The following is a 22,990-nucleotide window of genomic DNA, read 5'->3' on the forward strand; positions in this document are numbered from 1 at the left end:
ATCGCCACGTCCGTTGACCCGGCGCTATCTCGACCGCTCACGGCGGTTCCGAGCAACGGTTGCGATCCCCCACGGTGACTGTGCCAAGAGGATCGTGGCCGCGCCCAGGATCGCGCTCGTCGAGTGCTCCGAATTCCACTGGCCGTCCAGGCCCACCGTGGCGACGACCACTGCCGATACGGCGACGGCCGCGAGCGTGACGAGGCGTTCGGCCAGGGCAACCGGGTGCCGTCTGCCCGCGATCGCCACGATCGCTCGATGATCTGCATCCAGACGACCGCCCCGATGGGCGACGACGATCGGAAGGGAACACGCCCGTCCGAACCACCACCCGCGCAGATACAACGATCGCACTTCGGGCAGGTCGGTGGGATGTAGGAGCCGTTTCACGGTCGGATCAGGCAGGACCACTGCCTCGTGTATGTCGCTCACCGAAGCCTCCAAGGAGTTGTCGGGATGTAATCGGGATCGGCGGTGGGCCTGGCGAGTTCGTAGACCTTCTGTCGTGCGACGCCGAGGGCACCCGCAACCGTCACTGCGCTGTACTCATCGAGCAGCGACTCGACGCACATCGATCAAGCCCAGGTCTGCCAACGCCAGCGGGAGCGTCACGCCGCCCACCCACAGGCCCTCGCCTGGCTCCTGCTTGAGCCGCTGCCGCGCTCGTCCCAACGTCGCCGCGCACCAGTTCGGCATTCCAATCGACCCCGCTCGGCGTGCTGGACACCACGTACTTCTCCGCACGATCAATGGTCTCGGCGAACGGAACCTCCCAGTCCGGGGGAGCCCGGCCTCGTGATGGCAGCAGCCGTCTCCTTTGATGTGCCGGTGCGTTCTCACCGGACAGTGCTCTGGACATCGGGTTTCCCCTCCCTCGCGAGATTGGTCAGGTTGCCTGAATGGCTCCATACCGGAGCAGGATGGCACCGGTGGAGAATGGCCGGAACTCCAAGAGCTCCATCTGGGTTGGGCGCTGGCCTGCGTCCAGGATGGGTTTTCCGTGACAGAGCAAGGTCGGATTGACGATGATGTGGAACTCGTCGATCAGGCTCAGCGCGTTGAGTGCGGCGATCAGGCTGAGGCTGCCGTAGATGATCACGTCACCGGAGGATCGGTCCTTGATCTGTTGGATCTCGTTGGCCGTTGCGTCCTCGACGTGGTGGGTTCCCGGCCAGGAGGCGACGTCGCCGGAGCGTGATGCGACGAACTTGTCGAGCTGGTCGAGACGGCGTGCGTAGCGTTGGGTGCCCTCGTCGGCGTCGATCTCGCCGGCGGCGACGGCGGGCCAGTAGGAGGCGAAATCGCCGTGCGTGATCCTGCCGAGCAGCAGCGCTCCGGCGTTCTCGACCAGGCTGGTCTCGTAGTCCATGAGATCGGCGTCGGCACGAACCCAGTCCATGGAGTCGTCGGGGCCCGCGACATAGCCGTCAATGGTGGTCCACATGCTGACGATGAGTCGGCTCATGATTGTTCCTTCTTCTCTGCGGGGGTGAATGCGGGCTGAAGCACGGCATTGATGTAGTGGGGAGCATCCCTGGGGTCGACCCGATGCGCGGTGACTTCGTCGGCGGCGGCATTCATGACGACGTGTGCCGTGGTCAGCAACCAGCTCACCGGCAAGTCGCAGCGGAATGCACCCTCTCGCTGTCCCCGCTCGAGCAGACCGCGCATCCGTGCTTCGGCCTTCTGGTGCAGCTCGCGAACGCGGGCCGCGGAGAGTTCCTTCTGCGCAGCGGCGAGCAGCCAACGAGACTGGTCGACGAGGTTCCAGCTCGACGCGATGAGGCGGGTCAAGGCCCCGGCGGGATCGCCGTCGAGCGGCACTTCGGAGAGGACGGCGTCGCCGCGGTCCAGGCTCTCGATCACGGCCGCTTCGATCAGCTCGGCACGGGTTCTGAAGTGCCCGTAGAGGGTCATCCGCCCGACGCCGGCTTCGGCCGCGATGTCCGCGACGGAGGCGTCGGGATTCTTCCGCAGAGCAACGGGCGTCGCCGCGAGGATCGCGATCCGGTTTCGCTGGGCATCGGCACGTTGGTTGCGCAGTCGGCCACCTGCGGCCGTTGCAGGACCTGATCGGTCGGTATCACTCACGTTGATCCACCCAGCTACCTATGTCGAACAGTCAAGTACGAGTTAGTGTAGTCCGTCTAGTCGTACAGCGCTGCTTGACTTACTCGTTGGGTTGGACGGCCTCCGGCGGGCTCAGGGATCACCTGATGAGGCAGACGCGTTGATGGTCCTCTTGCATCTGGTGACTGTGGAGGTCGGGACGGAAGAGGTGGTGACGGCTCGAGGTCCTACGTCGGCCGGCCACTGCGATGGGCTGCAGCCCGACCGGCGCAGCCGAGATCAGCAGCCGACGACAGCCCGGGAGCGCACCCAGCAGATGCCGGAAGGTCGAGAGGCCCAGACGGAGATGCTCAGGCAGCACATTTCACGGCAGACGCGCTGATGATGTTCATGCGCCCTTCACGGCGAAACCCGCTGCCGTTCGTCGCATGAGCTTTCCGGCTCCTGGGGCGTGAGTCGGGTCAGGTCCCGGGCAGTGTGTGATTCATGATCCGGCCCGGCCGATCGGCGCGAAAGTCACCGAAGGATCGTTCTCCAAGAAGTCCCGGACAAGGGCGGTCACCTGCCGGGGTTTTTCGAGCAGCAGCAGGTGGGACGTGCCCGGGACCACGGCCAGCTCGCCGTGACGCAGGGAACGGTAGAGGGCGATCTGGCTCTCCAGAGTGACGAAGTCGTCGTCGGCGGTCACGACCAGCGTCCGGCCCAGGTAGGAGGCCAGTGCGTTTGCGGGGGCGACATCGTGCGCCGCCAGCTCCGCGACCTTGCGGATGAGGACGGGAAAGTGCTCCCGGCCGTCAGGTGACAGCTGGGCGTACCGGTCCACGATGACCGCTGGGTACCCGGCGTCTGCGGAGTCGTCCGCGGGAGCCTGCGGCCGGACCATCCAGTCGGCGGCCTGCAGTGCGGAGCTGATGATCGTCAGCGACGACACGAGGTCGGGTCGCCGGTTCGCAACGAGCGCGGCAACCATCCCTCCGGCGCTGTAGCCGACCAGGTGCGCCGGTCCTCCGGCGACCGCTTCGATGACAACGGACGCATCGTCAGCCATCGCCTCCATCGTGAACGGCCCGGTGTCGGCGCTGCGTCCGAAGCCGCGCCTGTCGTAACCGATCACACGGAACCGGTCCGCAAGCTGGAAGAGGTTCGAGTCGAACTCGTCCACATCGCTCATGCCGCCGTGGAGTAGGAGAACGGCATCGCCCTCGCCGCGCTCCTCGACCCACAGAGTGGCGTCATGAATGCCTCGGTATTCGCCCATGTTCCATCATCCTTTTGTGTTGCTCGGTGTCGGTGGTGGCAGGCGCGGGTCGCCGTGTTGTGGTGCGGCGTTGATCCCGGTTCGCCTGAATTATCCTCCGCCGCTATTCGAGCGCGTAGATCACCGCCACGGTGCCCATGCTGGTGGTTCCGACGCTTGTCAGCGAGAACGCCCGGGTGTCGGCACCGACCAGCAGGGGGTGTCTGAACAGCCGCAACTCGCCGACGAGGCTCGTCATGGTGGAAGCATCACGGGGCCGAAGGCGGTTGTTGCGGCTGGCGACAAGCCTGGGATAGCGGGGCAGACTGGTAGAGATCCCAAAATCGGGCGACGGCGGTCACGCGCACGCCATGTTCTGGGAGCCATCAGGGCCGGATGCGATCATCGGCCACGAAAGGAGGACGAGCCGTGCACGTTCCCGATCCCGCCCATTTCGACCGTCACGCTGCACGTTACGGTCAGGCCCGGCCGCCGTATCCACCGGAGCTGTGGGAGACGTTGCGGAGTCGCGGTCTTCTGCGTCCCGGGCATCGAGCGCTCGATCTTGGTGCCGGTACCGGACAGGCGACCGGGCCACTGCTTGCCGATGGACTTGAGGTCACGGCAGTCGAGCCAGGTCCCCACCTCGCATCTCGGCTCGCAACGGAACATCCGATGGCCACAGTGATCGTTCGACGCGCCGAGGACCTCGAAGGCAATGATGCGTCCTTCGAACTGGCGGTCGCCGCGACTTCGATCCACTGGATGGATATCGAAACCTTGCTGCCGCTACTGCACCGCCTACTTGTGCCGACGGGACGATTGCTCGTCTGGCGAAACGTGTACGGCGATCCGTCCGTCCGCACCCCGTTCCGCGATCGCGTAGCCAAGATCGTGCGAGAACGCAGTGCCCCAACGCGCTGCGGACCTGACCCGGAGGACCCCGTCGCGACAGCGTCACGACTGACTGGCACGGGGCTGTTCTCCGTCGAGCACACCGCCACTTTCCGGTGGGACATCGAGCTGAGCAGTGAGCAGGTGCACGATCTGTTCAGCACTTTCAGCGACTGGTCACCGGCAGAGGTCGACCGAGCCGCCGATGCGGCGCAGGATCTGGGCGGTCGTGTGGTCGAGCACTACAGCTCATGGCTCATCATCCTTGCTCCGACCCGCCGGGCGAGATGAGGCCATGACGGGACCAGGCACACGCATCCGTGAATAGCTGCGTGAGGGTCGACAGTCGAGTGAATAGACCACCGCCAGGGTGCCCTTGCTGGTGGTGCGCACGCTTGTCAGCCGCAGCGCCCGGGGTGCCGGCACAGCGTCGAACAGCCGCTTGCCTGTGCCCAGCACCAGAGGGTGGATGAACAGCCGCAGCTCGTCGATGAGACCGGATGCCATCAACTGTCGTGTGATATCGCCGCTGCCGAGGATCACCACATCGCCGTCGCCCTCGGACTTCAGGTCTCGCACCGCCTCGGTCAGCTCTCCGCGCAGCGGCGCGGCTCCCGTCCAGTCGAGTGTCGTGCGGGTTCGCGTGGCGACGTGCTTGGGCGAGGAGTTCAAGCTGGCCGCCATCGGATTGTCGGCCGGCTGGAACGGCCAGAAAGCTGCCAGCTTCTCGTAGGTCCGATGCCCGAACAGGTACGCCGAGGTCGCGGCCAGGCCCCCGGGATCCACGACCTCGTGCATGACGTCTGCGTACCGAGCACCCCAGCCGCCATGTTCGAAGCCGCCGTCCCGGTCCTCATCGGGCGAGCCGAGACCCTGCATTACGCCGTCGACGCTCAGGAACTCGACGGCTACCAGCTTGCTCATGATCCCCACTCCATTCGTTTCGTTTGGTCTCCATGGTCCGTGCTCAGCATCGGCTATGGCTTGAACAAATCTGACCGGTGATGATGGAGGCATGGTGAACCCTGAGCTGGTGCGGCATCGTTCGCACCCCAGGCTTGCCGGGCTGGTCGCGGGCATCGTCGGCTTGTCCGAGCACGCCGACACTCGCGTGGAACGGCGGCAGCCGGCCGGCAGCCTGCTGCCGGTGGTCGTGTCCTTCGGCGACCCCCTGGAGATCCTCAGCCTGTCCGACGGCGAGGGCAGGGGACGATACTCCTCGTTCGTCGCCGGGTTCATGCCAGGGCATGCGACCACGCGATTCACGGGGACCCAGCGTTGCGTACAGGTCTACCTGACACCGCTCGGCGCGTACCGTCTGCTCCGCATCCCTGGTCAGGAGCTTGCGCGGCGGGTGGTCAGCCTCGAGGATGTCGCCCCGTTCCTCGGCGGCCCGCTGCCCGAGCGACTCGCCGCGACCCCCAGTTGGGCGGAACGGATCGGCGCTGTGGAGCAGGCACTGCTCTCGGCGCTCGACGCCGGTCTCGAGCCGGATCCCGTCGTGGCATGGATGTGGAACCAGCTCCTCGTCTCCGGCGGCCGCGCGCGGATCGACGACCTGGTGGCCCAGACCGGCTGGAGTCATCGCCACGTGACAGCCCGCTTTCGAGGCCAGGTCGGGCTGTCGCCGAAGGCCGCCGCCGGCGTCGTTCGGTTCGAGCGCGCGATGGCCGACATAGGCCGTAGGCCGCTCGCCGACCTCGCTGAGGAGCACGGGTACGCCGACCAGAGCCACTTCAGCAGAGAGGTGGTCCGCTACTCCGGCGAGCCGCCACGGGCGGTCTTGGCGACGCGACGCCCCACGGCGTACACCGCACTCGGTACTGGACCAATCACATTTGGCGAGGGGAGCCGGGATGGCCGCAGATGAACAGCTGCTGGGGGCGGGTGGTCCCACGCACGTGGTGAAGATCGGTGAGACGGTGCGACGGCCCGCCAGGCCATTCACCGCGACGATCCACCAGTACCTCCGCCATCTCTGCGAGGCCGGGATCCGTTTCGTGCCTGAGCCACTCGGCTACGACGAGCAGGGCCGCGAGATCCTGACCTACCTTCACGGCTCTGTACCCGCCGAGCCATTGCCAGCGTGGGCAGCCACGGATGCGGCGCTGGTCGACCTGGCCCGGCTGATCCGCAGGCTCCATGATGCTTCGGAATTGTGGGAACCGCCCGCTGATGCTGTTTGGGGATCCATCCCGGGCACGCCCGACGTGGCTGTCCCTCCGCTGTTTGACCTGCCGGAGATGGTCTCTCACCAGGACTACTGTCCGGGAAACGTTGTCTTCCGCGACGGGCGGCCCTTCGGGTTCATCGACTTCGACCTTGCCCGGCCCACGACGCGGGTGGCCGACTGTGTCAACGCTGCCTACTGGTGGGTTCCGCTGCTGCACCCGGCCGACCGCGCACCGTCGCTGGCGCGCACCGACGCGGCCCGTCGGCTTCAGCTCTTCGCCGATGCCTACGGAATGAGCGCCGCCCAACGTCACCGAGTCGTCCCTTTGGCCATTCAACGATCAAAGAACTCCCTCGTCACGATGGGGGCGGCCGCCGCGGCCGACCCGGTCTTCCGAGGGTGGTGGAACCAAGGGGTCAAGGACCGCCCTGTGCGGGCCGAACGCTGGCTCGCGGCAGAAGCTCCCCGCATGACCGCGGCGCTGTGCCATTGATGCAGCCAAAGGACGTTCGCACCCTGAAGATGGTGGGCAGCCAGTTGGCCCCCGGTCGATGTGATTTCACCGTGGACCATCGTCAGTTCAGGGCGGTGGATCAGCTCGTTAAGGGGCGGACCCGATAGCGCAGGTGAAGCACCCGGTTGCCCTGGATGACCACGTCGGGATCCTCCAACAGGTGCTGCGTGTTGACCGATCCGAAGTAGCGCCCGCCCACCGAGATCCTGTACAACCGTCGTCGTCTACCTCTGCAGCAGGCGGTGGCGGAGGCTGTCCGGGCCCAGATGCTGACCGTCGAGGTGTTCTCGGCGCAGTTCGACCATGAGCTCCTGCTGGAGCTGCAGTCCGCCCGAGGACAGCGCCGCAGCGGCGCTGCCGAGATCGGGGTCGGCCGGCAGCCACCGGTTGCCCCATGCTCCGATCGCGGTGAGGACGGGCACGAAGTCGATGGCCGCCTGCGTCAGGTGATAGCGCACCTTCTGCCGGTGATGCTCATCGCCATGGCGCGTGAGCATGCCCGCGGCCACGAGCTTGTTCAGGCGGCTGGTCAGGATGTTCGTCGCGATCCCTTCCATCGAACCGGTCAGGATCTCGCGGAAGTGCAGTGGTCCGCGGAAGGTGAGATCGCGCAGTACGACGATGCTCCAGCGGTCGCCGAGCAGCTCGGCGCTCAGGTTGATCGGGCAGGCGGACCGTCCGACCTCGACGGCGAGAACATCGTTTTCCAGTTGCGACATGCAAGCAGTCTACGCTAGTTTCTGACCACTTGCACATTGCAACTGGAAAGGAAGTAGTCATGTCTCGCTATGTGGTGATGACGAAGTACGTTCCCGGCCACGGCCCCGCCGAGGGGTCGCCCGAGCACGCCGAGGAGATGCGCGCCTGGGATCGCGTCAACCGTGAACTCGCGGCTTCGGGCCGGCTCGTGCAGTCCTTCGGCTTCGACCCGTCGGCACGCATCCTTCCCCCTGAACGGCTCGGAAGCAGTCAGGGCGAGGTGGTGTTCGCCCAGTACCTGATCGAGGCGGACTCCCTGGCGGAAGTCGAGGAATGGGCCCACCGGATGCCCGTGACGGACTACGGCAGCGTGGAGATCCGTCGGGTGCTGTTCGAGGATGCGCCGTGAACAGCCCTGCACCCTGGCGGGCACTGACGCTGCTGGCGCTGCCGGCACTGGTCGTGGCGATGGATCAGAACGTCCTGTTCCTCGCGCTCCCGACCCTGACGGCCGACCTGGGTGCGAGTGCCGTCGAGCAGTTGTGGATCAGCGACATCTACGGCCTGATGGTGGCGGTGTTCCTGATCCCCTTCGGTGCACTGGGGGATCGGATCGGGCGTCGCCGGCTGCTGCTCGCCGGTTCCGCCGGGTTCGCCGTCTTCTCGCTGGTCGCCGCGGTTGCCCCGCGGGTCGAGGTCCTCATCGCCGCGCGTGCATTGCTCGGGATCGCCGGGGCCACCATTGCCCCGGCCAGCCTGGCGCTGATCGTGACGCTGTTCCCGGCACCGGACGAGCGGGCTCGGGCTATCGGAGTGTGGATGGGGTGCTTCATGGTCGGCATCGCGCTGGGTCCCAGCCTCGGCGGTCTGCTCCTGGACCACTTCTGGTGGGGAGCGGTGTTCCTACCCGGAGTGCTGGTGATGCTCACCGTGCTGGTCGGGGCGCGACGCGCACTGCCCGAATCGGAGGTCAGCGCCGACGCGCGGATCGACATCGCGGGCGCGCTGCTGCTCGCCACGGTGATGCTGAGCCTGTTCTTCGGCCTCAAATCGGCCGTCCTGTCGAGCGACACCGGGGGAGGCCCGGCGGTGGCCGGGCTCGCGCTCAGCGCCGTGGCGCTGCTGGTGTTCGTCCGGCGTTCGCGCCGCCAGGTGCGTCCGCTCGTGGACCTGTCCCTGTTCGCCCAACGGCGCTTCGCCGCGGCGGTGGGACTGATGACCATCTGCGCCGCGCTGATCGGGGGGACCCACTTCTACTTCGCACAGTACCTCCAGCTCGCCGCCGGTCTCTCACCCCTTCAAGCCGGGTTGGTGATGATCGTCCCCGCGGTCGCGTTCGGACTCGGCTGCGGCCTCGGGCCGATGGCCGCCCGCTGGCTCACCCCGGCCCAGACCCTCGCCGCCGGCCTGCTCGTGGCAGCGGGAGGCTTCGCAGTCCTGGCCGCCGCCGCGGACGGCGGCGGAGTCCTGCCCACCGTCCTCGGGTTCTCCCTGGCCTACCTGGGATTCGGGCCCGGGGCGGCCCTGGGCACCGACATCATCGTCGGGACCGCTCCGAGCCGCGAGGCCGGAACGTCCTCTGCGATCTCCGAGACCGGCACCGAACTCGGCCAGGCACTCGGAATCGCCGCGCTCGGCAGCATCGGCACCGTGCTCTACCGCGGCCACCTGACACCGTACTCAGGGACACTCGACGCCGCGCAGACCGACGCCGTGCGCCAGGGGGTGATGGAGACCATCCAACACGTTCCCGGCCTGGCCGAGGCCGCCCATGCCGCATTCGCCCACTCCTTCAGCCTCATCGCCGCCGGGTCGGCAGTGATCACGCTCGTACTGGCAGCGATATCGATCCCGCTGCTGCGCCCCTCGGCCCTCGCGGGGGCCAGGGAACCAACCCCTGGGATCTGAAGGCGCTGACAATGGTGCGCGATCCTGCTGCAGGCATCTGAACGTCGTTTGAAGCAGCAGACCATGGCATCCTGCCGTCGTTCAGAGATCAGAGGGCGGCCGCCGACGAGCGGGACAGCGGCCGGGTGGCCGAGCGCACGCTGACGGCTCATGGCCCTGCATTGTGGCTTCGGTGGCTGATCGGCGAGGGACGCCTAGCCGATCAGATGATGCCGCAGGGGGAGGGGAAAGGAGGATTGACCCATGGGAATCATCAATGTCCACGGGCTCACGAAGTCCTATGCCGCCCGACCCGTGGTGCGCGGCATCGATTTCTCCGTCGAGCCGGGCGAGGTGTTCGGCATCCTCGGGCCCAACGGGGCCGGGAAGACCACGACCGTGGAACTGATCGGCGGACTCCGGTCCCGCGATGCCGGACATGTCAGCGTGGCCGGGTTCGACCCCCAGGAGGAGCCGCGGGAGCTGCGGGGACTGCTCGGGATGCAGCTGCAGGAATCCCGGCAGCCGGCGAAGGTCACCGTCCGGGAAGCCCTGGAGCTGTACCGCTCGTTCTATGTGCGCCCGCGGGCCACCCGCGAGCTGCTGGAGCGGTTCGGACTCACCGGCCAGGCCGGAACCCGGTTCGAGCACCTCTCCGGCGGCCAGCAGCAGCGGCTGTCCGTGGCGCTGGCCCTGGTGGGCAATCCACGGGTCGCTATCCTGGACGAGCTGACCACAGGGCTGGACCCGGCGGCTCGTCGCGAGATCTGGGAATTCCTCAGAGGCTTGGTTGATGAAGGTGTCACCATCGTGCTGGTAACGCACTCGATGGAGGAGGCCGAGGCGCTCTGCGATCGCGTGGCGATCATCGACGACGGCCGGGTCGCGGCCCTCGATACCCCCGCCGTGCTGGCGCACAATGGTGGCAGGACCCGCATCGCCTTCACGACGGGCCGGGCCGATGAGTTGTCGGGTCTGGCGCACCTGCCCTCTGTTCTCGAACTTTCCGTGGAGGGGCAGCGCATCTCCATCCGCGGCAACCAGGCCGCTCCGACTGCGGTGCTCGACTACCTGACAAGGGCCGGCGTGCGCGTCGAGGGCCTGCAGGTCAGCACCCCCACACTGGACGAGGCCTACCTGGCCCTGACCCGGAAGAAGGAGATCCGATGAGCGCGACCGTACCGTTCGGTGCCCTGTTGTCCAATGAGTTGCGACTGCTGGCACGTGAGCCGGCACCGGTGATCTGGGCGGTGGTGCTGCCCTTCATCGCCGCGGTGGTCACCGCCCTGGTGCCCGCCCTGGGGGTGCGCCACGACTACCTGCAGGGCCTGAGCTTCGCCCAGGTCTACCAGCCCGTGCTGGTGCTGTTCACGTCCTCGACCCTGGCCCTGCAGGTGCTGCCCACCATTGTGACCCAGTACCGCGAATACGGCGTGCTGCGTCGGCTGCGGACCACTCCGGTGCCCCCGTGGCAGCTCCTGGCCGCGGTCGTGGCCCTCGTGCTGGGTGTGAGCCTGCTGATGGGCGTGCTGCTGGTGGTCGTCCCGGCGGTGCTCGGAGTGCCGATGCCGGGCAATGCCGCGGCCTTCTTCTTGATGAGCGTGCTGGCCGCCGTATCGCTGCTGTCCCTCGGCGCGCTGCTCTGTGGGGTGGCACGCAGCACGCGGGTCGCCGCGGGGATCGGGGGATTCGTGGCCGCCTGCACGTGGTTCGCTGCCGGGATGTGGGTGCCCAAGGCCTTGCTGCCTCCGGTGGTGGCCTCGATCGTGGACCTCACCCCCGGGGGGGCGGCGGCCGAGGGCATGCTGCGCGCCCTGTCCGGGGACTGGCCGGAGCTGTCCGGCATCGTCGTGCTGCTGGTGTGGACGGCAGTCGGGTTCGGCGTCGCGGCCAGGACCTTCCGGTTCGAGGCGGCCCGATGACCCCGACCGACGTGGACCAGGTTCTCGATCAGCATGATGAACCAACCTCGGAGGGTGCGCGGCTGCAGGCTGCGCTGGCGTATTTGCCCTATGTGCTGCTGGCCGTCGCCTTCGGCGCGGCGCTGGCCACTGTCGGCCCGGTGAGCAGCCAGGGGCGCGTGCCGTGGATGGTGGTGCTGACGATGCTGGCCGTGGGGTACCGCATCTGGTGGCAGGTAGGCGGAGCCTCCCCGCCCTGGCGAGTAGCCGGCTTCGTCGCCAATTTCCTGCTGACCCTGACGCTGGTCAGCCTGTCGCCGTTGTACGGGATCTACGCGTTCGTCGGCTACCTGGATGCCGTGGTGCTCTTCTCCGGTGCGGCGGAGGTCATCGCCCTGGTGGCTACGGCGTCCCAGAACGCCCTCGCTCAGTCCGGGGGACCAGGCCAGGTCCTCCAGCAGCCGCTGATCTTCGTGCTGCTGCTGGTGGTCAACGGCGCGCTGGCGGTGGCCATGGTGCGCATCGACCGGACCCGGCAGCGCACCGTCAGCCGACTGACCCAGGCCCTGGAGCAGCTGGAGGAGGCTGAACGGGCGAACCGGGCACTGCAGGACCAGGTGGTCGCGCAGGCGCGGGCCGCCGGTGTCCTGCAGGAGCGGGAACGGCTGTCCCGGGAGATCCACGACACGGTGGCCCAGGGGCTGGTGGCCCTGCTGCGCCAGATCGAAGCGGCCAGCGAGGCGGCCACCCTCGCGGAGGCTCGGGAGCACCTGGACCGGGCCGACGGGACGGCCCGGGACGGCCTGGCCGAGGCCCGGCGGGCCGTGCGGGCCCTGGCCTCGCCCAGGCTGGACCACGCAGAACTGCCCGACGCCCTGCAGACCCTGACCAGTGGCTGGTCCGAGGCCTCGGGGGTCGCAGCGACCTTCCGGACCACGGGCACGCCCTCGGCCAGCGCGAGCGATGCCGAGCTGCTCCGGATCTGCCAGGAGGCCCTCGCGAACATCGCCAAGCACTCGGCCGCCACCCAAGCCGAGGTGGACATCGCCTACGCTGAGGATGAGATCCGGCTCACCGTCCGCGATGACGGGATCGGCTTCGATGAACATGTCGCGAGTACCGGCCACGGGGTGCCGGGCATGCGCGACCGGGCGCGGGCCGCCGGTGGCACGCTGTCCATCGAGTCCTCCGAAGGAGGCGGTTGCACCGTGCGCGCAGCCATCCCGCGATGAACGCTCCGCCCGTGCGCATCGTGATCGTCGACGACCACCCCGTGGTGCGGGACGGGCTGGTCGGCATGTTCGCCGCCGAGGCCGGCATCGAGGTCGTCGGCGAGGCCGCGGACGGCCGCGAGGGGCTCGTCGTCATCGGTGCGACGATTCCCGACGTGGTCCTGCTGGATCTGCGGATGCCCGGCGGCGACGGCCTCGCGACGATCACCGCCCTGCGGGCCGAGGGCCGCACCACGCCACGGATCCTGGTGCTCACCACCTATGACACCGAACGCGACATCCGCACCGCCCTGGAGGCCGGAGCTGACGGGTACCTGCTCAAGGACGCCCGCCGGGCCGAGCTGGTGCGCGCCGTCACCGACGTGGCCGCCGGTCGTCCGGTCCTCACCGCCGAGGCCCTGGCGGTGCTGACGGGCAGGCGGACCGAGCAGGAGCTGACGGACCGGGAACTGGAATCGCTGCGGCTGATCGCCGAGGGGCTCACCAACCGTGCCGCGGCCGCCCGGCTCCACGTCAGTGAGGCGACCGTCAAGACCCACCTGGCCCATGCCTTCGACAAGCTCGGCGTCGGCGACCGTGCGGCCGCCGTCCGCGTGGCCTACGAACGCGGCCTCCTCTGACGCCGGACGTCTGCAGTTCGGCCGGCCAGAGGTTGCTCACCGCTGGGTGTTGCGGATCGAGAGTTCTAGACGTGCGTTCTCCCGTGCGGCCTGGTCCCTCGGATGCTTCGCCTGGTGCGCGGACACGTTCCCACGCAGGACAGCGAGCACCGCTGCGCGCAGGGAACTCCGGGGTCGCCCGGGGGTGGGAGATGACTGGCGGGAGTCCATGTTTCCTCCTTCGTTGAGTGGGATGCCTCCAGACTCCGCGAGGGACGCAGCCTGCGGATCGGCCGATCGGGTGCATCCCGGTGTCCAGTCGGGCGACGACGATAGCGAGTGAGCATCGTCAGGGCGTCGCGGTGGGCTGCCAGGATCACAGGAAGCCGGTCCGTCACGGGCGTGTTCGACCGGCCAGAGTTGCGCAGAGACAGAAGCGGCTTCATCATCCACATCGCGTAGCGAGCCTCGCGAAGGTGCTCCCGATGCCCTGTGGGTTGGAATCCTGGGCGGCGATATGCCTTGCACCCGGCCCTGTGAACATGTCGGGGAAACGGGCCAGTGCGGCCAACCGCAGGTCACGGAATCGGCTCCCCAGCGTCAGGAGCAAGGATCAGTGACGGGAGGTTCCCAGGTAGACCGGGGGTAGCTCGCGACCAAGCGCGGGTGGTAGGTTGCACCTGTGAGTTGGCAGCAGCGATTTCTTGACCCCCGGCCGGGAGACGGCCGCGGGGCCCTTCACGCGCGCCGATAGTCGCCGGGAGTCTCCGCAGGCACGGCCGGGGGAAGCAATGCATCCTTCACGGCCACCCTGAAATCGGAGACTCACCATGTCCGCCACATACCTCACACCTGACCAGATTCAGCGGGCGCTTGCCCTACGCGACCTGACCGACCCCGCCCAAGGCGAGCATGCGATCCAGCAGCTCCTGACCTCGTGCGTATCGGCTCTGCAGGACCGATGGCAGTGCACCGTCCGATACGTCCGGAATCCGCCCGTGGTCGCGGTCAGTGACAACTACGACCGCCTCGGATACGATCCCGCCGACGTCACTCGAGACCGTCGGTACACCCGCTATCTCAGCCCGACCGCCATGCTGCGCAGTCATACCAGTGCTGAGATCCCGACTGCTCTGGAGTCATACTCGGCACGCGCCGGAATCGATGAGCTCCTCGTGGTCCCTGGCCTGGTCTATCGTCGGGATGCTGTTGATCGCAGCCATGTCGGAGAACCGCACCAGGTCGATCTATGGCGCATCCGCGACGCTCCCGACATGAACGATGAGGACATGCTCGACATGATCGACCGCCTTGTCGAAGCGGTGCTGCCCGGGGCCGAGTGGATGGTCACCGACACGGTGCATCCGTACACCGTCGGCGCTCGCCAGATCGACGTCCGGTTGGGCGGTGAATGGCTCGAGCTGGCCGAATGCGGCCGCATTCATCCCGGTGTTCTGCACAGTGCCGGCCTCGACCCCGAGCGGTGGTCGGGATTGGCCCTGGGCATGGGTCTCGAACGGGCGTTGATGCTGCGCAAATCCATTCCTGACATCCGATACCTGCGGGCGAGCGATCCGCGCATCGCTGCCCAGATGCGGCACCTGGATCCGTGGCAGCACGTGTCGCCGTTGCCTCATGCGCGGCGGGATATCTCGGTGGTCGTCGCTGCAGAGGAGGACGAGGAAACCCTGGGAGACGTGATCCGTACCGCCCTGGGTGATGGTGCTGAGGTCATCGAGTCCGTCGAGATGCTCAGCCGGACTACTCACGCGGACCTTCCTGAGGCGGCCCGTGACCGGCTTGGCACTCAGCCTGGCCAGTGCAACGTGCTGCTACGAATCATGCTGCGACCGATCGGTCGCACGTTGACCTCGGACGAGGCAAATGAGATCCGCAACGACATCTACCGCGCGGTGCACTGCGGGCCCGTGATGGAACTCGTCTGACGCTGTTTCCCCATGCGGTGGTGACGGGGCCGGGGCATTGTCACGGCCCCGACTTCCGGCACGTTCGGTCTCAGGGCGGCGACCTCTCCCTTCGACCGCGCTCCATCCAGATTGCAAATCCAGAGGTCGTACTCTAGGGCGTAGGCAGGCGTTGCGGCGACGTTCTGCGGGACTGAAACAGTCCCTGACCCGGGGAAATGTTCTCTTCGGGTCAACCCGTTTTTCAATGTACCCAGCGTGAGTAGTAGGGCTACTTCGAACGCGGACTGCAGGCCTACGGACGCGAGGGGGAGCCGTGCACGCGCTGCGGGCGGCTGCTCGTCCGCGAGGCCTTCATGAACCGCAGTTCGTACCGCTGTCCGAACTGCCAGCGTCGGCCCCGCCAACCACGTCCCGCCGCGGCTGCCCACTAGAGTCGAGACCATTGTGAGTGAGACCAACTTCCAGCGCAGCGGCCGCCACCTGCGCCAGTTCATCAAGTTCGGCGTCGTCGGCGGCTCCGGCATCGTGGTCAACCTCGCGGTGACGGTCGTGCTGAAATGGCTGGTGCCCCACTACCAGGAGCGCGTCTTCGCGATCCCCGCGACCCCCTTCGGCGTGTACTGGTACCACGTGATCGCGGTCGCCGCCTTCGTGGTGGCCAACACCTGGAACTACCAGCTCAACAGGTCCTGGACATTCCGGGCCACCGCCACCCACACCCCCTGGTGGAGCGGGCTGGGCTCGTTCATGAGCATTGGCCTGGTCGCCCTCGCCGTCGGGCTGGGCATCCAGACCCTGCTGCTGAAGACCGACTCCCCGCTCTACCTGGGCCGGATCGACTGGCTGGACGACTCCAACGGTCTGCGCACCAAGCTGTACTGGGCCACCCTGATCCAGATCGGGGTCACCATGCCCATCAACTTCGTCGTCAACAAGCTGTGGACCTTCCGCTCGGCGCGATTCCGTCGCGCGGTGACGGTGGCAGGCAGTGACGCGGAGTAGCCGGTGTACCTGAAGTCGCTGACCCTGCGCGGGTTCAAGTCCTTCGCCTCGGCCACCACGATGAACTTCGAGCCCGGGGTGACCTGCATCGTCGGCCCCAACGGGTCGGGCAAGTCCAATGTCGTGGATGCCCTGAGCTGGGTGATGGGCGAGCAGGGCGCCAAGAGCCTGCGCGGCGGAAAGATGGAGGACGTCATCTTCGCCGGCACCACCGGCCGGGCGCCGCTGGGACGCGCCGAGGTGGTGCTGACCATCGACAACACCGACGGCGCCCTGCCCATCGACTACACCGAGGTCACCATCACCCGGACCATGTTCCGCAGCGGCGGCTCGGAATACCAGATCAATGGCAACCCGGCCCGCCTGCTCGACGTCCAGGAACTGCTCAGTGACTCCGGCATTGGCCGCGAGATGCACGTCATCGTCGGCCAGGGCCAACTCGACTCCATCCTGCAGGCCACCCCCGAGATCCGTCGCGGCTTCATCGAGGAGGCCGCCGGGGTGCTGAAGCACCGCAAACGCAAGGAGAAGGCCCAGCGGAAGCTGGAGTCGACGGCGGCCAACCTGGATCGGCTGAGCGACCTGATCGGCGAGATCCGCCGGCAGCTCAAGCCGCTGGGCAGGCAGGCCGAGGTGGCCCGCAAGGCGGCCGTGATCGCCGCCGAACTGCGTGACGCCAAGGCCCGGCTGCTCGCCGACGACCTCAGCCAGGCCACCCTGGCGCTCGAGTCCGACCTGGCCGACGAACGCGCCTTCGCCGCCGCCCGCGCCAAGGCCCAGCACGATCTGGACGCGGCCCGTGCCCGCGAGGTCGAGGCGGAGTCGGCGCTGAGCGCCGCCCAGCCCAGGGTCAATGCCGCCCAGGAGAACTGGTACGCGCTGGCCGCCCTGGTCGAACGCATCCAGACGACGCGCCAGATCGCCGCCGAGCGGATGCGCCACGCCGAGCGCCAACCCGAGCTGAACCGGGGAGGACGCGACCCCGAGTCGCTGGAGAAGGAAGCGGCAGAGGTCCGCGAGCAGGAGGCCCTGCTGCGCGACGACGTCGCTGCCCGGGCCGAGGAGATGAGCACCGCGACCGCGCTGCGCAGCAGTACCGAGCAGGCACTGGCCACCGCCGAAAAGGCCTACGCGGCACAACTGCGCGCCATCGCGGACCGCCGTGAGGGCCTGGCCCGGCTCACCGGTCAGGTGAACTCCCTGAAGTCGCGGCTGGACGCCGGCGCCGACGAGGCAGCGCGCCTCGAGGCCCGCCGCGCCGACGCCATGGCCCGCGCCGGGGCCGCCACGGCCGAGTTCGCCCGGGTGGAGTCCTCGATGGCCGGTTTCGACGCCGGTGAGGAGGGCCTGGACGAGGAGTACGAGACGGCATCGGCCCAGGTCAGCGCCCTGGACGAGGCACTGGCCGCCTTGCGCGCCGACGAGGCGGCGCTGTCGCAGACCCGCGCCGCCCTGGTCTCACGCATCGACGGCCTCAGCATGGGGCTCGAGCGAGCCGACGCCAACTCCTCGCTGCTGGCCGCCTCGGACCGCGTCGACGGGCTGCTGGGCCAGGTCGCCGGTCTGCTTCAGGTCGAGCCGGGCTGGCAGGCAGCCGTCGCCGCCGCGCTGGGGCAGGCGACCGACGCCGTCGCCGTCGCCGATCTCGAGGCCGCGCTGGCCGCCATCAGCCATGTCCGTGCCGAGGACCTGGGTCGTGCCGGGCTGCTGCTCGGCGGCCCTCCGGTCAGCCGCGACGACTGGCCGGCCCTGCCCGGCACCGCCGTCTGGGCGCGCGACGTCGTCCGGGCCCCAGCGGAACTCGACGGGGCGCTCACCCGCGCCCTGCACAGGGTGGCCCTGGTCGACGATCTCGACGCGGCCCGCGCGCTGGTCGACGGGCGACCCGACGTGACGGCCGTCACCCGCGACGGCGACTCGCTGTCCAGTTGGTTCGCCCAGGCCGGCTCCGGTGGCGGCGCCAGCCTGATCGAGGTGCAGGCCGCCGTCGACGAGGCCCGTGCCCAGTTGGGTGAGTGCGACCACGACCTGGAACGGTTGCGCTTCGCCGTCGCCGAGAAGAACCACGCCGCCCAGCAGGCCCGACAGCGTGCCGAGGAGGCGCTGACCAGGCTGCACGCCTCGGACGCGGAATGGGCCGCCCTTTCAGAACGGCTGGGGCAGCTGTCCGAGACGGCCCGCTCCGCCCGCAGCGAGGCCGAACGACTCGAACAGACGGCGCTCGAGGCGACCGCCAAACGGCACCAGGACGAGGCGGCGCTGGCCGAACTGCAGCAGCGCCTCGACCTGGCCAGCGACGACGCCGACGTCGTCGAGCCCGACCCGGCCGAACGCGACGACCTGGCCCTGGCGGCGCGGACTGCCCGACAGGGCGAGATGGACGCGCGGCTGGCCCTGCGCACCGCCGAGGAACGCGCCCGGGCGTTGGCCGGGCGCGCCGACTCGCTGCAACGGGCCGCCCAGAACGAACGGGTGCAGCGGGCCAAGGCGCAGGCTCGCGCCGACCAGGTCAGGCGTGAGGCCGAGGCGGCCCGGGCCGTCCACCTGGCCGCGGTCTGGCTGCTGGAACAGGTCGAGGTCGCCCGGGTGGGCGCCACCGCCGAACGCACCGCCGCCGAACAGCACCGCCAGCTCGCCGAGGCAGAGCTGGGCGTGGCCAGGCGGACCGCGCGGGAGTCGGCCAGCGCCCTGGAGAAGCTCGTCGAGGGCGCCCACCGCGACGAGATGGCCCGCGTGCAGCAACGCATGCGCATCGAACAACTGCAGGACAAGGCCATGGACGAGTTGGCCCTGGCGCCCCAGATCCTGCTCGACGAGTACGGTCCCGAGCAGTGGGTACCCGTGCTGGTGCACCCCGATGGACGCCCGGTGGCCGCCGACGACGAGGACAAGCCGGAGCCCGTCCCCTACGACCGGGAGGCCCAGCAGAAGCGGCTGCGCACCGCCGAGCGCAACCTGCAGGTCCTGGGCCGGGTGAACCCGTTGGCGCTGGAGGAGTTCGACGCGATGCAGGAGCGGCACGCGTTCCTGGCCGAGCAGTTGGAGGACCTCAACAAGACCCGCAAGGACCTGGTCGACATCATTGCCGAGGTGGACCGCCGGGTCGAGGAGGTCTTCGCACTGGCCTATGCCGACGTCGAGCAAACCTTTGGGCACGTGTTCTCACGGCTGTTTCCCGGGGGTGAGGGCCGGTTGATCCTGACCGAGCCGGGACAGTGGCTGACCACCGGGGTCGACGTCGAGGCGCGACCGGCGGGCAAGAAGGTCAAGCGGCTCTCGTTGTTGTCGGGTGGGGAACGTTCTCTGGTGGCCGTCGCCTTCCTGGTCAGCCTGTTCATGGCCCGCCCCAGCCCGTTCTACATCCTGGACGAGGTCGAGGCTGCCCTGGACGACACCAACCTGGGCCGGCTGCTGGGCATCTACGAGGAGTTGCGCGAACGCTCCCAGCTGCTGGTGATCACCCACCAGAAGCGCACCATGGAGATCGCCGACGCGCTGTACGGGGTCACCATGCGTGGTGACGGGGTCTCCACGGTGGTGTCCCAGCGTCTGCGCGACGAACCGGCAGCGGCCCAGGGCGCCTAGTTCGCTGTTCGCGACACGGCCGTCGCGGCGCGCCCACCTGCTCGTCAATGAGACAATGGCTGTCGTAAGGCGCTGCGTGGTGGCGCCTGCGAACCGCATCGGAAGGAAGTGCCATGCCCTCAGTCGTCGTGGCCATGATCATCATCGTGGGTCTTGCTGTCGCCGTCGCCGCCGTCGTGGCCATTGGCATGCGCGGCAAGATGAGCGACCGCAACCCCGCGGTTGCCGAACGTCTCGGCATGGTGGCCAAGCACCTCAACGGTGACGCGGACGCTCCCGAATCGTTGGTCCAGTTCTACGAGGCCAGCAGCCAGCGCGTGCGTCAGGCGGCCAAGCGCTGAGGGCTGCTGCATGGGGTGGGTGTGACTGTGCCTAGGATGTTCACGTGAATTGGGAAATCGTCGCGTGGATCATCATTGGCCTCATGGTCGCCCTGACGGGGGTCGCCTACCTCGTCGCCAAGTTCGGGCCCAAGGAGCTCGAACAGCAGCCGAAGCCCCAGCTGCCGACCGCCGAACCGGGACCCCCGACCGCACCGGAGGCGCCCGCCGAGACCGGCCTCGAGGTCCCGGAGGCTGCCAGTTCGCGGATGGCGCGGCTGCGTCGTCGCCTCGCCAGTTCCAACAACGCCCTGGCCCGCGGCCTGGCCGACCTGCTGTCGAGCGACCGGATCGACGCCGACACCTGGGACGACTTCGAGGCCACCCTGATCAGCTCCGACCTGGGGGTGGGGCCGGCCACCGAACTGGTCACCACCCTGCGCAAGGAGTTGGCGGTCGAGGGCATCTCCGACCCGGCCCGGGCCCGCGAGGTGCTGCGTCGGGAACTGGTGAAGCTGGTCGACCCCGGACTGGACCGCAGCCTGGGGCTGACCGGCCAGGACGGACTGCCGGCCGTCGTCCTCGTCGTTGGCGTCAATGGCACCGGCAAGACGACCACCGTCGGCAAGCTCGCCCGGGTGCTGGTCGCCGAGGGCAAGACCGTGCTGTTGGGTGCGGCCGACACGTTCCGCGCCGCTGCCGCCGAGCAGCTCACCACCTGGGGCGAGCGCGTCGGCGTCCAGACCGTCCGCGGTCCGGAGGGTTCGGACCCCGCGTCGGTGGCCTTCCAAGCCGTGGAGGCCGGCATCAAGCAGGGGGTGGACGTGGTGATCGTCGACACCGCCGGACGACTGCACACGAAGACCGGTCTGATGGATGAGCTCGGCAAGGTCAAGCGCGTCATCGCTCGGCTGGCACCGGTCTCGGAGGTGCTGCTGGTCCTGGACGCCACCACCGGGCAGAACGGCCTGACCCAGGCCCGCATCTTCGGTGACGTCGTTGACGTGTCGGGCATCGTGCTGACCAAGCTCGACGGCTCGGCGAAGGGCGGCATTGTCGTCCAGGTGCAGCGCGAGCTCGGGGTGCCGGTGAAACTGATCGGTCTGGGCGAGGGCGTCGACGACCTCGCACCCTTCGACTCCGAGGGATTCGTCTCCGGCATTCTCGGCGAATAGGGCAGCGGCTGCCCGGCCACGAAGGCAGTAGCATGGTCCCTTGACCGCTCAGGGGACCCATCGGGCAGTGTTCGACCGGTGTCCCCGCGACCCCAGAGGACACCGTGTTCGAGAATCTCCAGGACCGGCTTGCCGCCACCTTCAAGGGACTGCGCAGCAAGGGCAGGCTCACCGAGGCCGACATCGACGAGACCACCCGCGAGATCCGCATCGCGCTGCTCGAGGCCGACGTCAACCTGTCGGTCGTCAAGGAGTTCATCGCGAACGTCCGCGAGCGCTGCCAGGGACTCGAACTGTCGCAGGCGCTGAACCCCGCCCAGCAGATCATCAAGATCGTCAACGACGAACTGGTCTCGGTCCTGGGCGGTGAGACCCGCACCATCCGTGTCTCGAAGAACCCGCCGACGGTGATCATGCTGGCCGGCCTGCAAGGCGCGGGCAAGACCACCCTGGCCGGCAAGCTGGCCCACTGGCTGAAGTCCGAGGGTCACTCGCCGCTGCTGGTCGCCGCCGACCTCCAGCGCCCCAATGCCGTCAACCAGTTGCAGGTCGTCGGACAGCGGGCCGGAGTCCATGTGCACGCGCCGCAGCCCGGCAACGGGGTGGGCAACCCGATCGAGGTGGCCCATTCCGCCATCCAGGTCGCCCATCAGCGCCTCTACGACTACGTCATCGTCGATACCGCCGGCCGGCTGGGCATTGACGCGGACCTGATGCAGCAGGCCGCCGACATCAAGGCCGCCGTCAACCCCGACGAAGTGCTCTTCGTCGTCGACGCCATGATCGGCCAGGATGCGGTCAACACCGCCCTGGCATTCCAGGAGGGTGTCGGCTTCGACGGCGTCGTGCTGACCAAGCTCGACGGTGACGCCCGCGGTGGTGCCGCGCTGTCGATCGCGCGGGTGATCGGCAAGCCGATCATGTTCGCCTCCTCCGGTGAGGGACTCAAGGACTTTGACGTCTTCCACCCGGAACGGATGGCCAGCCGGATCCTGGGCATGGGCGACATGCTCACCCTGATCGAGCAGGCCGAGAAGACCTTTGACCAGGAGCAGTCCAAGCTCGCCGCCGAGAAGCTGTTGGCAGGCAAGGGCACCTTCACCCTGGGCGACTTCCTGGGCCAGATGCAGCAGATGCGCAAGATGGGGCCCCTGTCGAAGATCTTCGGCATGCTTCCCGGCATGGGGGCGATGAAGGACCAGATCGCCAACATTGACGAGAAGGAGGTCGACCGCGTCGAGGCCATCATCTACTCGATGACCCCCGCCGAGCGTGCCGATGTCGGCATCCTCAACGGTTCGCGGCGTGCCCGGATTGCCCGCGGTGCCGGCGTCCAGGTCAGTGACGTCAACCAGTTGGTCACCCGCTTCGTCGAGGCCCGCAAGATGATGCAGTCGATGGCCGGCGGCATGATGGGCGGGGGGATGCCCGGCATGCCGGGGATGCCCGGCGCCGGTGGTGGACGGCCGCGGAAGCAGCAGGCCAAGAAGTCTGCCAAGGGCAAGAAGGGAGAGTCGGGCAACCCGGCCAAGCGTGCCGCACAGGTCACCGGTCAGCCTGCGGAGCCGGCCATCGATCCGGCCAGCGTCTTCGGGCTCGGGGGCGACGAGCAGCCCAGCGAGGCCGATCTGCAGAAGGCCATGTCGAACTTTGAGTTGCCCCCGCAACTGCAGCAGATGTTCAACCAGCAGAACAAGGGCCCGCAGCGCTGACCGTTGCGTCCGGCCGCCGGGCCGGAACCGGGGTGCCGCGCCGGTCCTGAAGGGCGGTCAGG

At 68.3% G+C, this 22,990-nt stretch carries 24 protein-coding genes; 16 read left to right on the forward strand and 8 right to left on the reverse strand.

Annotation, left to right across the window (positions count from 1 at the left end):
• Nucleotides 1-24 precede the first annotated feature (24 nt).
• From IPV09_RS10455 to IPV09_RS14425, 5 genes are all read right to left on the reverse strand, one after another.
• On the reverse strand, nucleotides 25-432 hold the full coding sequence (locus tag IPV09_RS10455; RefSeq protein ID WP_207475189.1) for a hypothetical protein: 408 nt from the start codon (nucleotides 430-432) through the stop codon (nucleotides 25-27).
• Between the two features lie 454 nt (nucleotides 433-886).
• Nucleotides 887-1,465 (reverse strand): dihydrofolate reductase family protein, encoded by a 579-nt coding sequence (locus IPV09_RS10460; RefSeq protein WP_207475190.1) that lies wholly within the window; start codon nucleotides 1,463-1,465, stop codon nucleotides 887-889.
• Nucleotides 1,462-2,091, reverse strand: coding sequence for a TetR/AcrR family transcriptional regulator (locus IPV09_RS10465; protein ID WP_370590285.1), 630 nt, complete (start codon nucleotides 2,089-2,091; stop codon nucleotides 1,462-1,464). Before IPV09_RS10465 ends, IPV09_RS10460 begins: the two co-directional genes overlap by 4 nt.
• A 463-nt stretch (nucleotides 2,092-2,554) precedes the next feature.
• Nucleotides 2,555-3,328: an alpha/beta fold hydrolase gene (locus IPV09_RS10470; RefSeq protein WP_207475191.1), complete on the reverse strand. Its 774-nt coding sequence runs from the start codon at nucleotides 3,326-3,328 to the stop codon at nucleotides 2,555-2,557.
• Nucleotides 3,329-3,431: 103 nt separating this feature from the next.
• On the reverse strand, nucleotides 3,432-3,566 hold the full coding sequence (locus IPV09_RS14425) for a hypothetical protein (protein WP_255521338.1): 135 nt from the start codon (nucleotides 3,564-3,566) through the stop codon (nucleotides 3,432-3,434).
• A 137-nt stretch (nucleotides 3,567-3,703) separates the two neighbouring features.
• Between IPV09_RS14425 and IPV09_RS10475 the strand changes: the two genes are divergently transcribed.
• Nucleotides 3,704-4,492, forward strand: coding sequence for a class I SAM-dependent methyltransferase (locus IPV09_RS10475; RefSeq protein ID WP_242681498.1), 789 nt, complete (start codon nucleotides 3,704-3,706; stop codon nucleotides 4,490-4,492).
• On the opposite strand, the gene IPV09_RS10480 is transcribed toward IPV09_RS10475, so the two are convergent.
• Complete coding sequence (locus IPV09_RS10480; RefSeq protein WP_207475193.1) at nucleotides 4,451-5,125, reverse strand: dihydrofolate reductase family protein; 675 nt, start codon at nucleotides 5,123-5,125, stop codon at nucleotides 4,451-4,453. The two genes, IPV09_RS10475 and IPV09_RS10480, sit on opposite strands and share 42 nt — an antisense overlap.
• 91 nt (nucleotides 5,126-5,216) lie before the next feature.
• Here IPV09_RS10480 and IPV09_RS10485 point away from each other — a divergent pair, with 91 nt between their 5' ends.
• The gene (locus IPV09_RS10485) at nucleotides 5,217-6,071 is read left to right on the forward strand and encodes an AraC family transcriptional regulator (RefSeq protein WP_207475194.1); all 855 of its coding nucleotides are present in this window, start codon (nucleotides 5,217-5,219) and stop codon (nucleotides 6,069-6,071) included.
• A complete protein-coding gene (locus IPV09_RS10490) occupies nucleotides 6,058-6,867 on the forward strand; it encodes a phosphotransferase enzyme family protein (RefSeq protein ID WP_207475195.1) in 810 nt (269 codons plus the stop codon). The genes IPV09_RS10485 and IPV09_RS10490 overlap by 14 nt, the downstream gene beginning before the upstream one ends.
• A gap of 100 nt (nucleotides 6,868-6,967) precedes the next feature.
• On the opposite strand, the gene IPV09_RS14430 is transcribed toward IPV09_RS10490, so the two are convergent.
• Together IPV09_RS14430 and IPV09_RS10495 are read right to left on the reverse strand one after the other, a co-directional pair.
• Complete coding sequence (locus IPV09_RS14430) at nucleotides 6,968-7,102, reverse strand: hypothetical protein (RefSeq protein ID WP_255521342.1); 135 nt, start codon at nucleotides 7,100-7,102, stop codon at nucleotides 6,968-6,970.
• Between the two features lie 10 nt (nucleotides 7,103-7,112).
• Nucleotides 7,113-7,607 carry a helix-turn-helix domain-containing protein gene (locus IPV09_RS10495; RefSeq protein WP_207475196.1) on the reverse strand — a complete coding sequence of 165 codons (495 nt, stop codon included), beginning with the start codon at nucleotides 7,605-7,607 and terminating at the stop codon, nucleotides 7,113-7,115.
• A gap of 59 nt (nucleotides 7,608-7,666) precedes the next feature.
• Here IPV09_RS10495 and IPV09_RS10500 point away from each other — a divergent pair, with 59 nt between their 5' ends.
• The 13 genes from IPV09_RS10500 to ffh all read left to right on the forward strand — a co-directional run bounded on the left by IPV09_RS10500 (nucleotide 7,667) and on the right by ffh (nucleotide 22,928).
• Nucleotides 7,667-7,996: a YciI family protein gene (locus IPV09_RS10500; protein ID WP_207475197.1), complete on the forward strand. Its 330-nt coding sequence runs from the start codon at nucleotides 7,667-7,669 to the stop codon at nucleotides 7,994-7,996.
• The gene (locus IPV09_RS10505; RefSeq protein ID WP_207475198.1) at nucleotides 7,993-9,495 is read left to right on the forward strand and encodes an MFS transporter; all 1,503 of its coding nucleotides are present in this window, start codon (nucleotides 7,993-7,995) and stop codon (nucleotides 9,493-9,495) included. Before IPV09_RS10500 ends, IPV09_RS10505 begins: the two co-directional genes overlap by 4 nt.
• A gap of 243 nt (nucleotides 9,496-9,738) precedes the next feature.
• Complete coding sequence (locus IPV09_RS10510; RefSeq protein WP_207475199.1) at nucleotides 9,739-10,644, forward strand: ABC transporter ATP-binding protein; 906 nt, start codon at nucleotides 9,739-9,741, stop codon at nucleotides 10,642-10,644.
• Entirely contained in the window at nucleotides 10,641-11,396 is a 756-nt protein-coding gene (locus tag IPV09_RS10515) for an ABC transporter permease (RefSeq protein WP_207475200.1), read from the forward strand. Before IPV09_RS10510 ends, IPV09_RS10515 begins: the two co-directional genes overlap by 4 nt.
• Nucleotides 11,393-12,607, forward strand: coding sequence for a sensor histidine kinase (locus tag IPV09_RS10520; RefSeq protein WP_207475201.1), 1,215 nt, complete (start codon nucleotides 11,393-11,395; stop codon nucleotides 12,605-12,607). Before IPV09_RS10515 ends, IPV09_RS10520 begins: the two co-directional genes overlap by 4 nt.
• Nucleotides 12,604-13,227 (forward strand): response regulator transcription factor, encoded by a 624-nt coding sequence (locus IPV09_RS10525; protein WP_207475202.1) that lies wholly within the window; start codon nucleotides 12,604-12,606, stop codon nucleotides 13,225-13,227. The genes IPV09_RS10520 and IPV09_RS10525 overlap by 4 nt, the downstream gene beginning before the upstream one ends.
• Before the next feature lie 809 nt (nucleotides 13,228-14,036).
• Nucleotides 14,037-15,152, forward strand: coding sequence for a hypothetical protein (locus IPV09_RS10530; protein WP_207475203.1), 1,116 nt, complete (start codon nucleotides 14,037-14,039; stop codon nucleotides 15,150-15,152).
• Between the two features lie 266 nt (nucleotides 15,153-15,418).
• Nucleotides 15,419-15,565, forward strand: a complete 147-nt coding sequence (locus tag IPV09_RS10535; protein WP_207475211.1) for a zinc finger domain-containing protein — start codon at nucleotides 15,419-15,421, stop codon at nucleotides 15,563-15,565.
• A 13-nt stretch (nucleotides 15,566-15,578) separates the two neighbouring features.
• Nucleotides 15,579-16,136, forward strand: coding sequence for a GtrA family protein (locus IPV09_RS10540; RefSeq protein WP_207475204.1), 558 nt, complete (start codon nucleotides 15,579-15,581; stop codon nucleotides 16,134-16,136).
• A gap of 3 nt (nucleotides 16,137-16,139) precedes the next feature.
• On the forward strand, nucleotides 16,140-19,721 hold the full coding sequence (gene smc, locus IPV09_RS10545) for a chromosome segregation protein SMC (protein ID WP_207475205.1): 3,582 nt from the start codon (nucleotides 16,140-16,142) through the stop codon (nucleotides 19,719-19,721).
• 113 nt (nucleotides 19,722-19,834) lie between these two features.
• On the forward strand, nucleotides 19,835-20,062 hold the full coding sequence (locus tag IPV09_RS10550; RefSeq protein WP_207475206.1) for a hypothetical protein: 228 nt from the start codon (nucleotides 19,835-19,837) through the stop codon (nucleotides 20,060-20,062).
• Nucleotides 20,063-20,106: 44 nt separating this feature from the next.
• On the forward strand, nucleotides 20,107-21,216 hold the full coding sequence (ftsY, locus tag IPV09_RS10555) for a signal recognition particle-docking protein FtsY (RefSeq protein ID WP_207475207.1): 1,110 nt from the start codon (nucleotides 20,107-20,109) through the stop codon (nucleotides 21,214-21,216).
• Between the two features lie 104 nt (nucleotides 21,217-21,320).
• Nucleotides 21,321-22,928 carry a signal recognition particle protein gene (ffh, locus tag IPV09_RS10560; RefSeq protein WP_207475208.1) on the forward strand — a complete coding sequence of 536 codons (1,608 nt, stop codon included), beginning with the start codon at nucleotides 21,321-21,323 and terminating at the stop codon, nucleotides 22,926-22,928.
• The last annotated feature ends 62 nt before the right edge of the window (nucleotides 22,929-22,990 follow it).

The organism is Tessaracoccus sp. SD287, from assembly GCF_017355265.1.
In the GTDB taxonomy this organism is placed as follows: Bacteria; Actinomycetota; Actinomycetes; order Propionibacteriales; family Propionibacteriaceae; genus Aestuariimicrobium.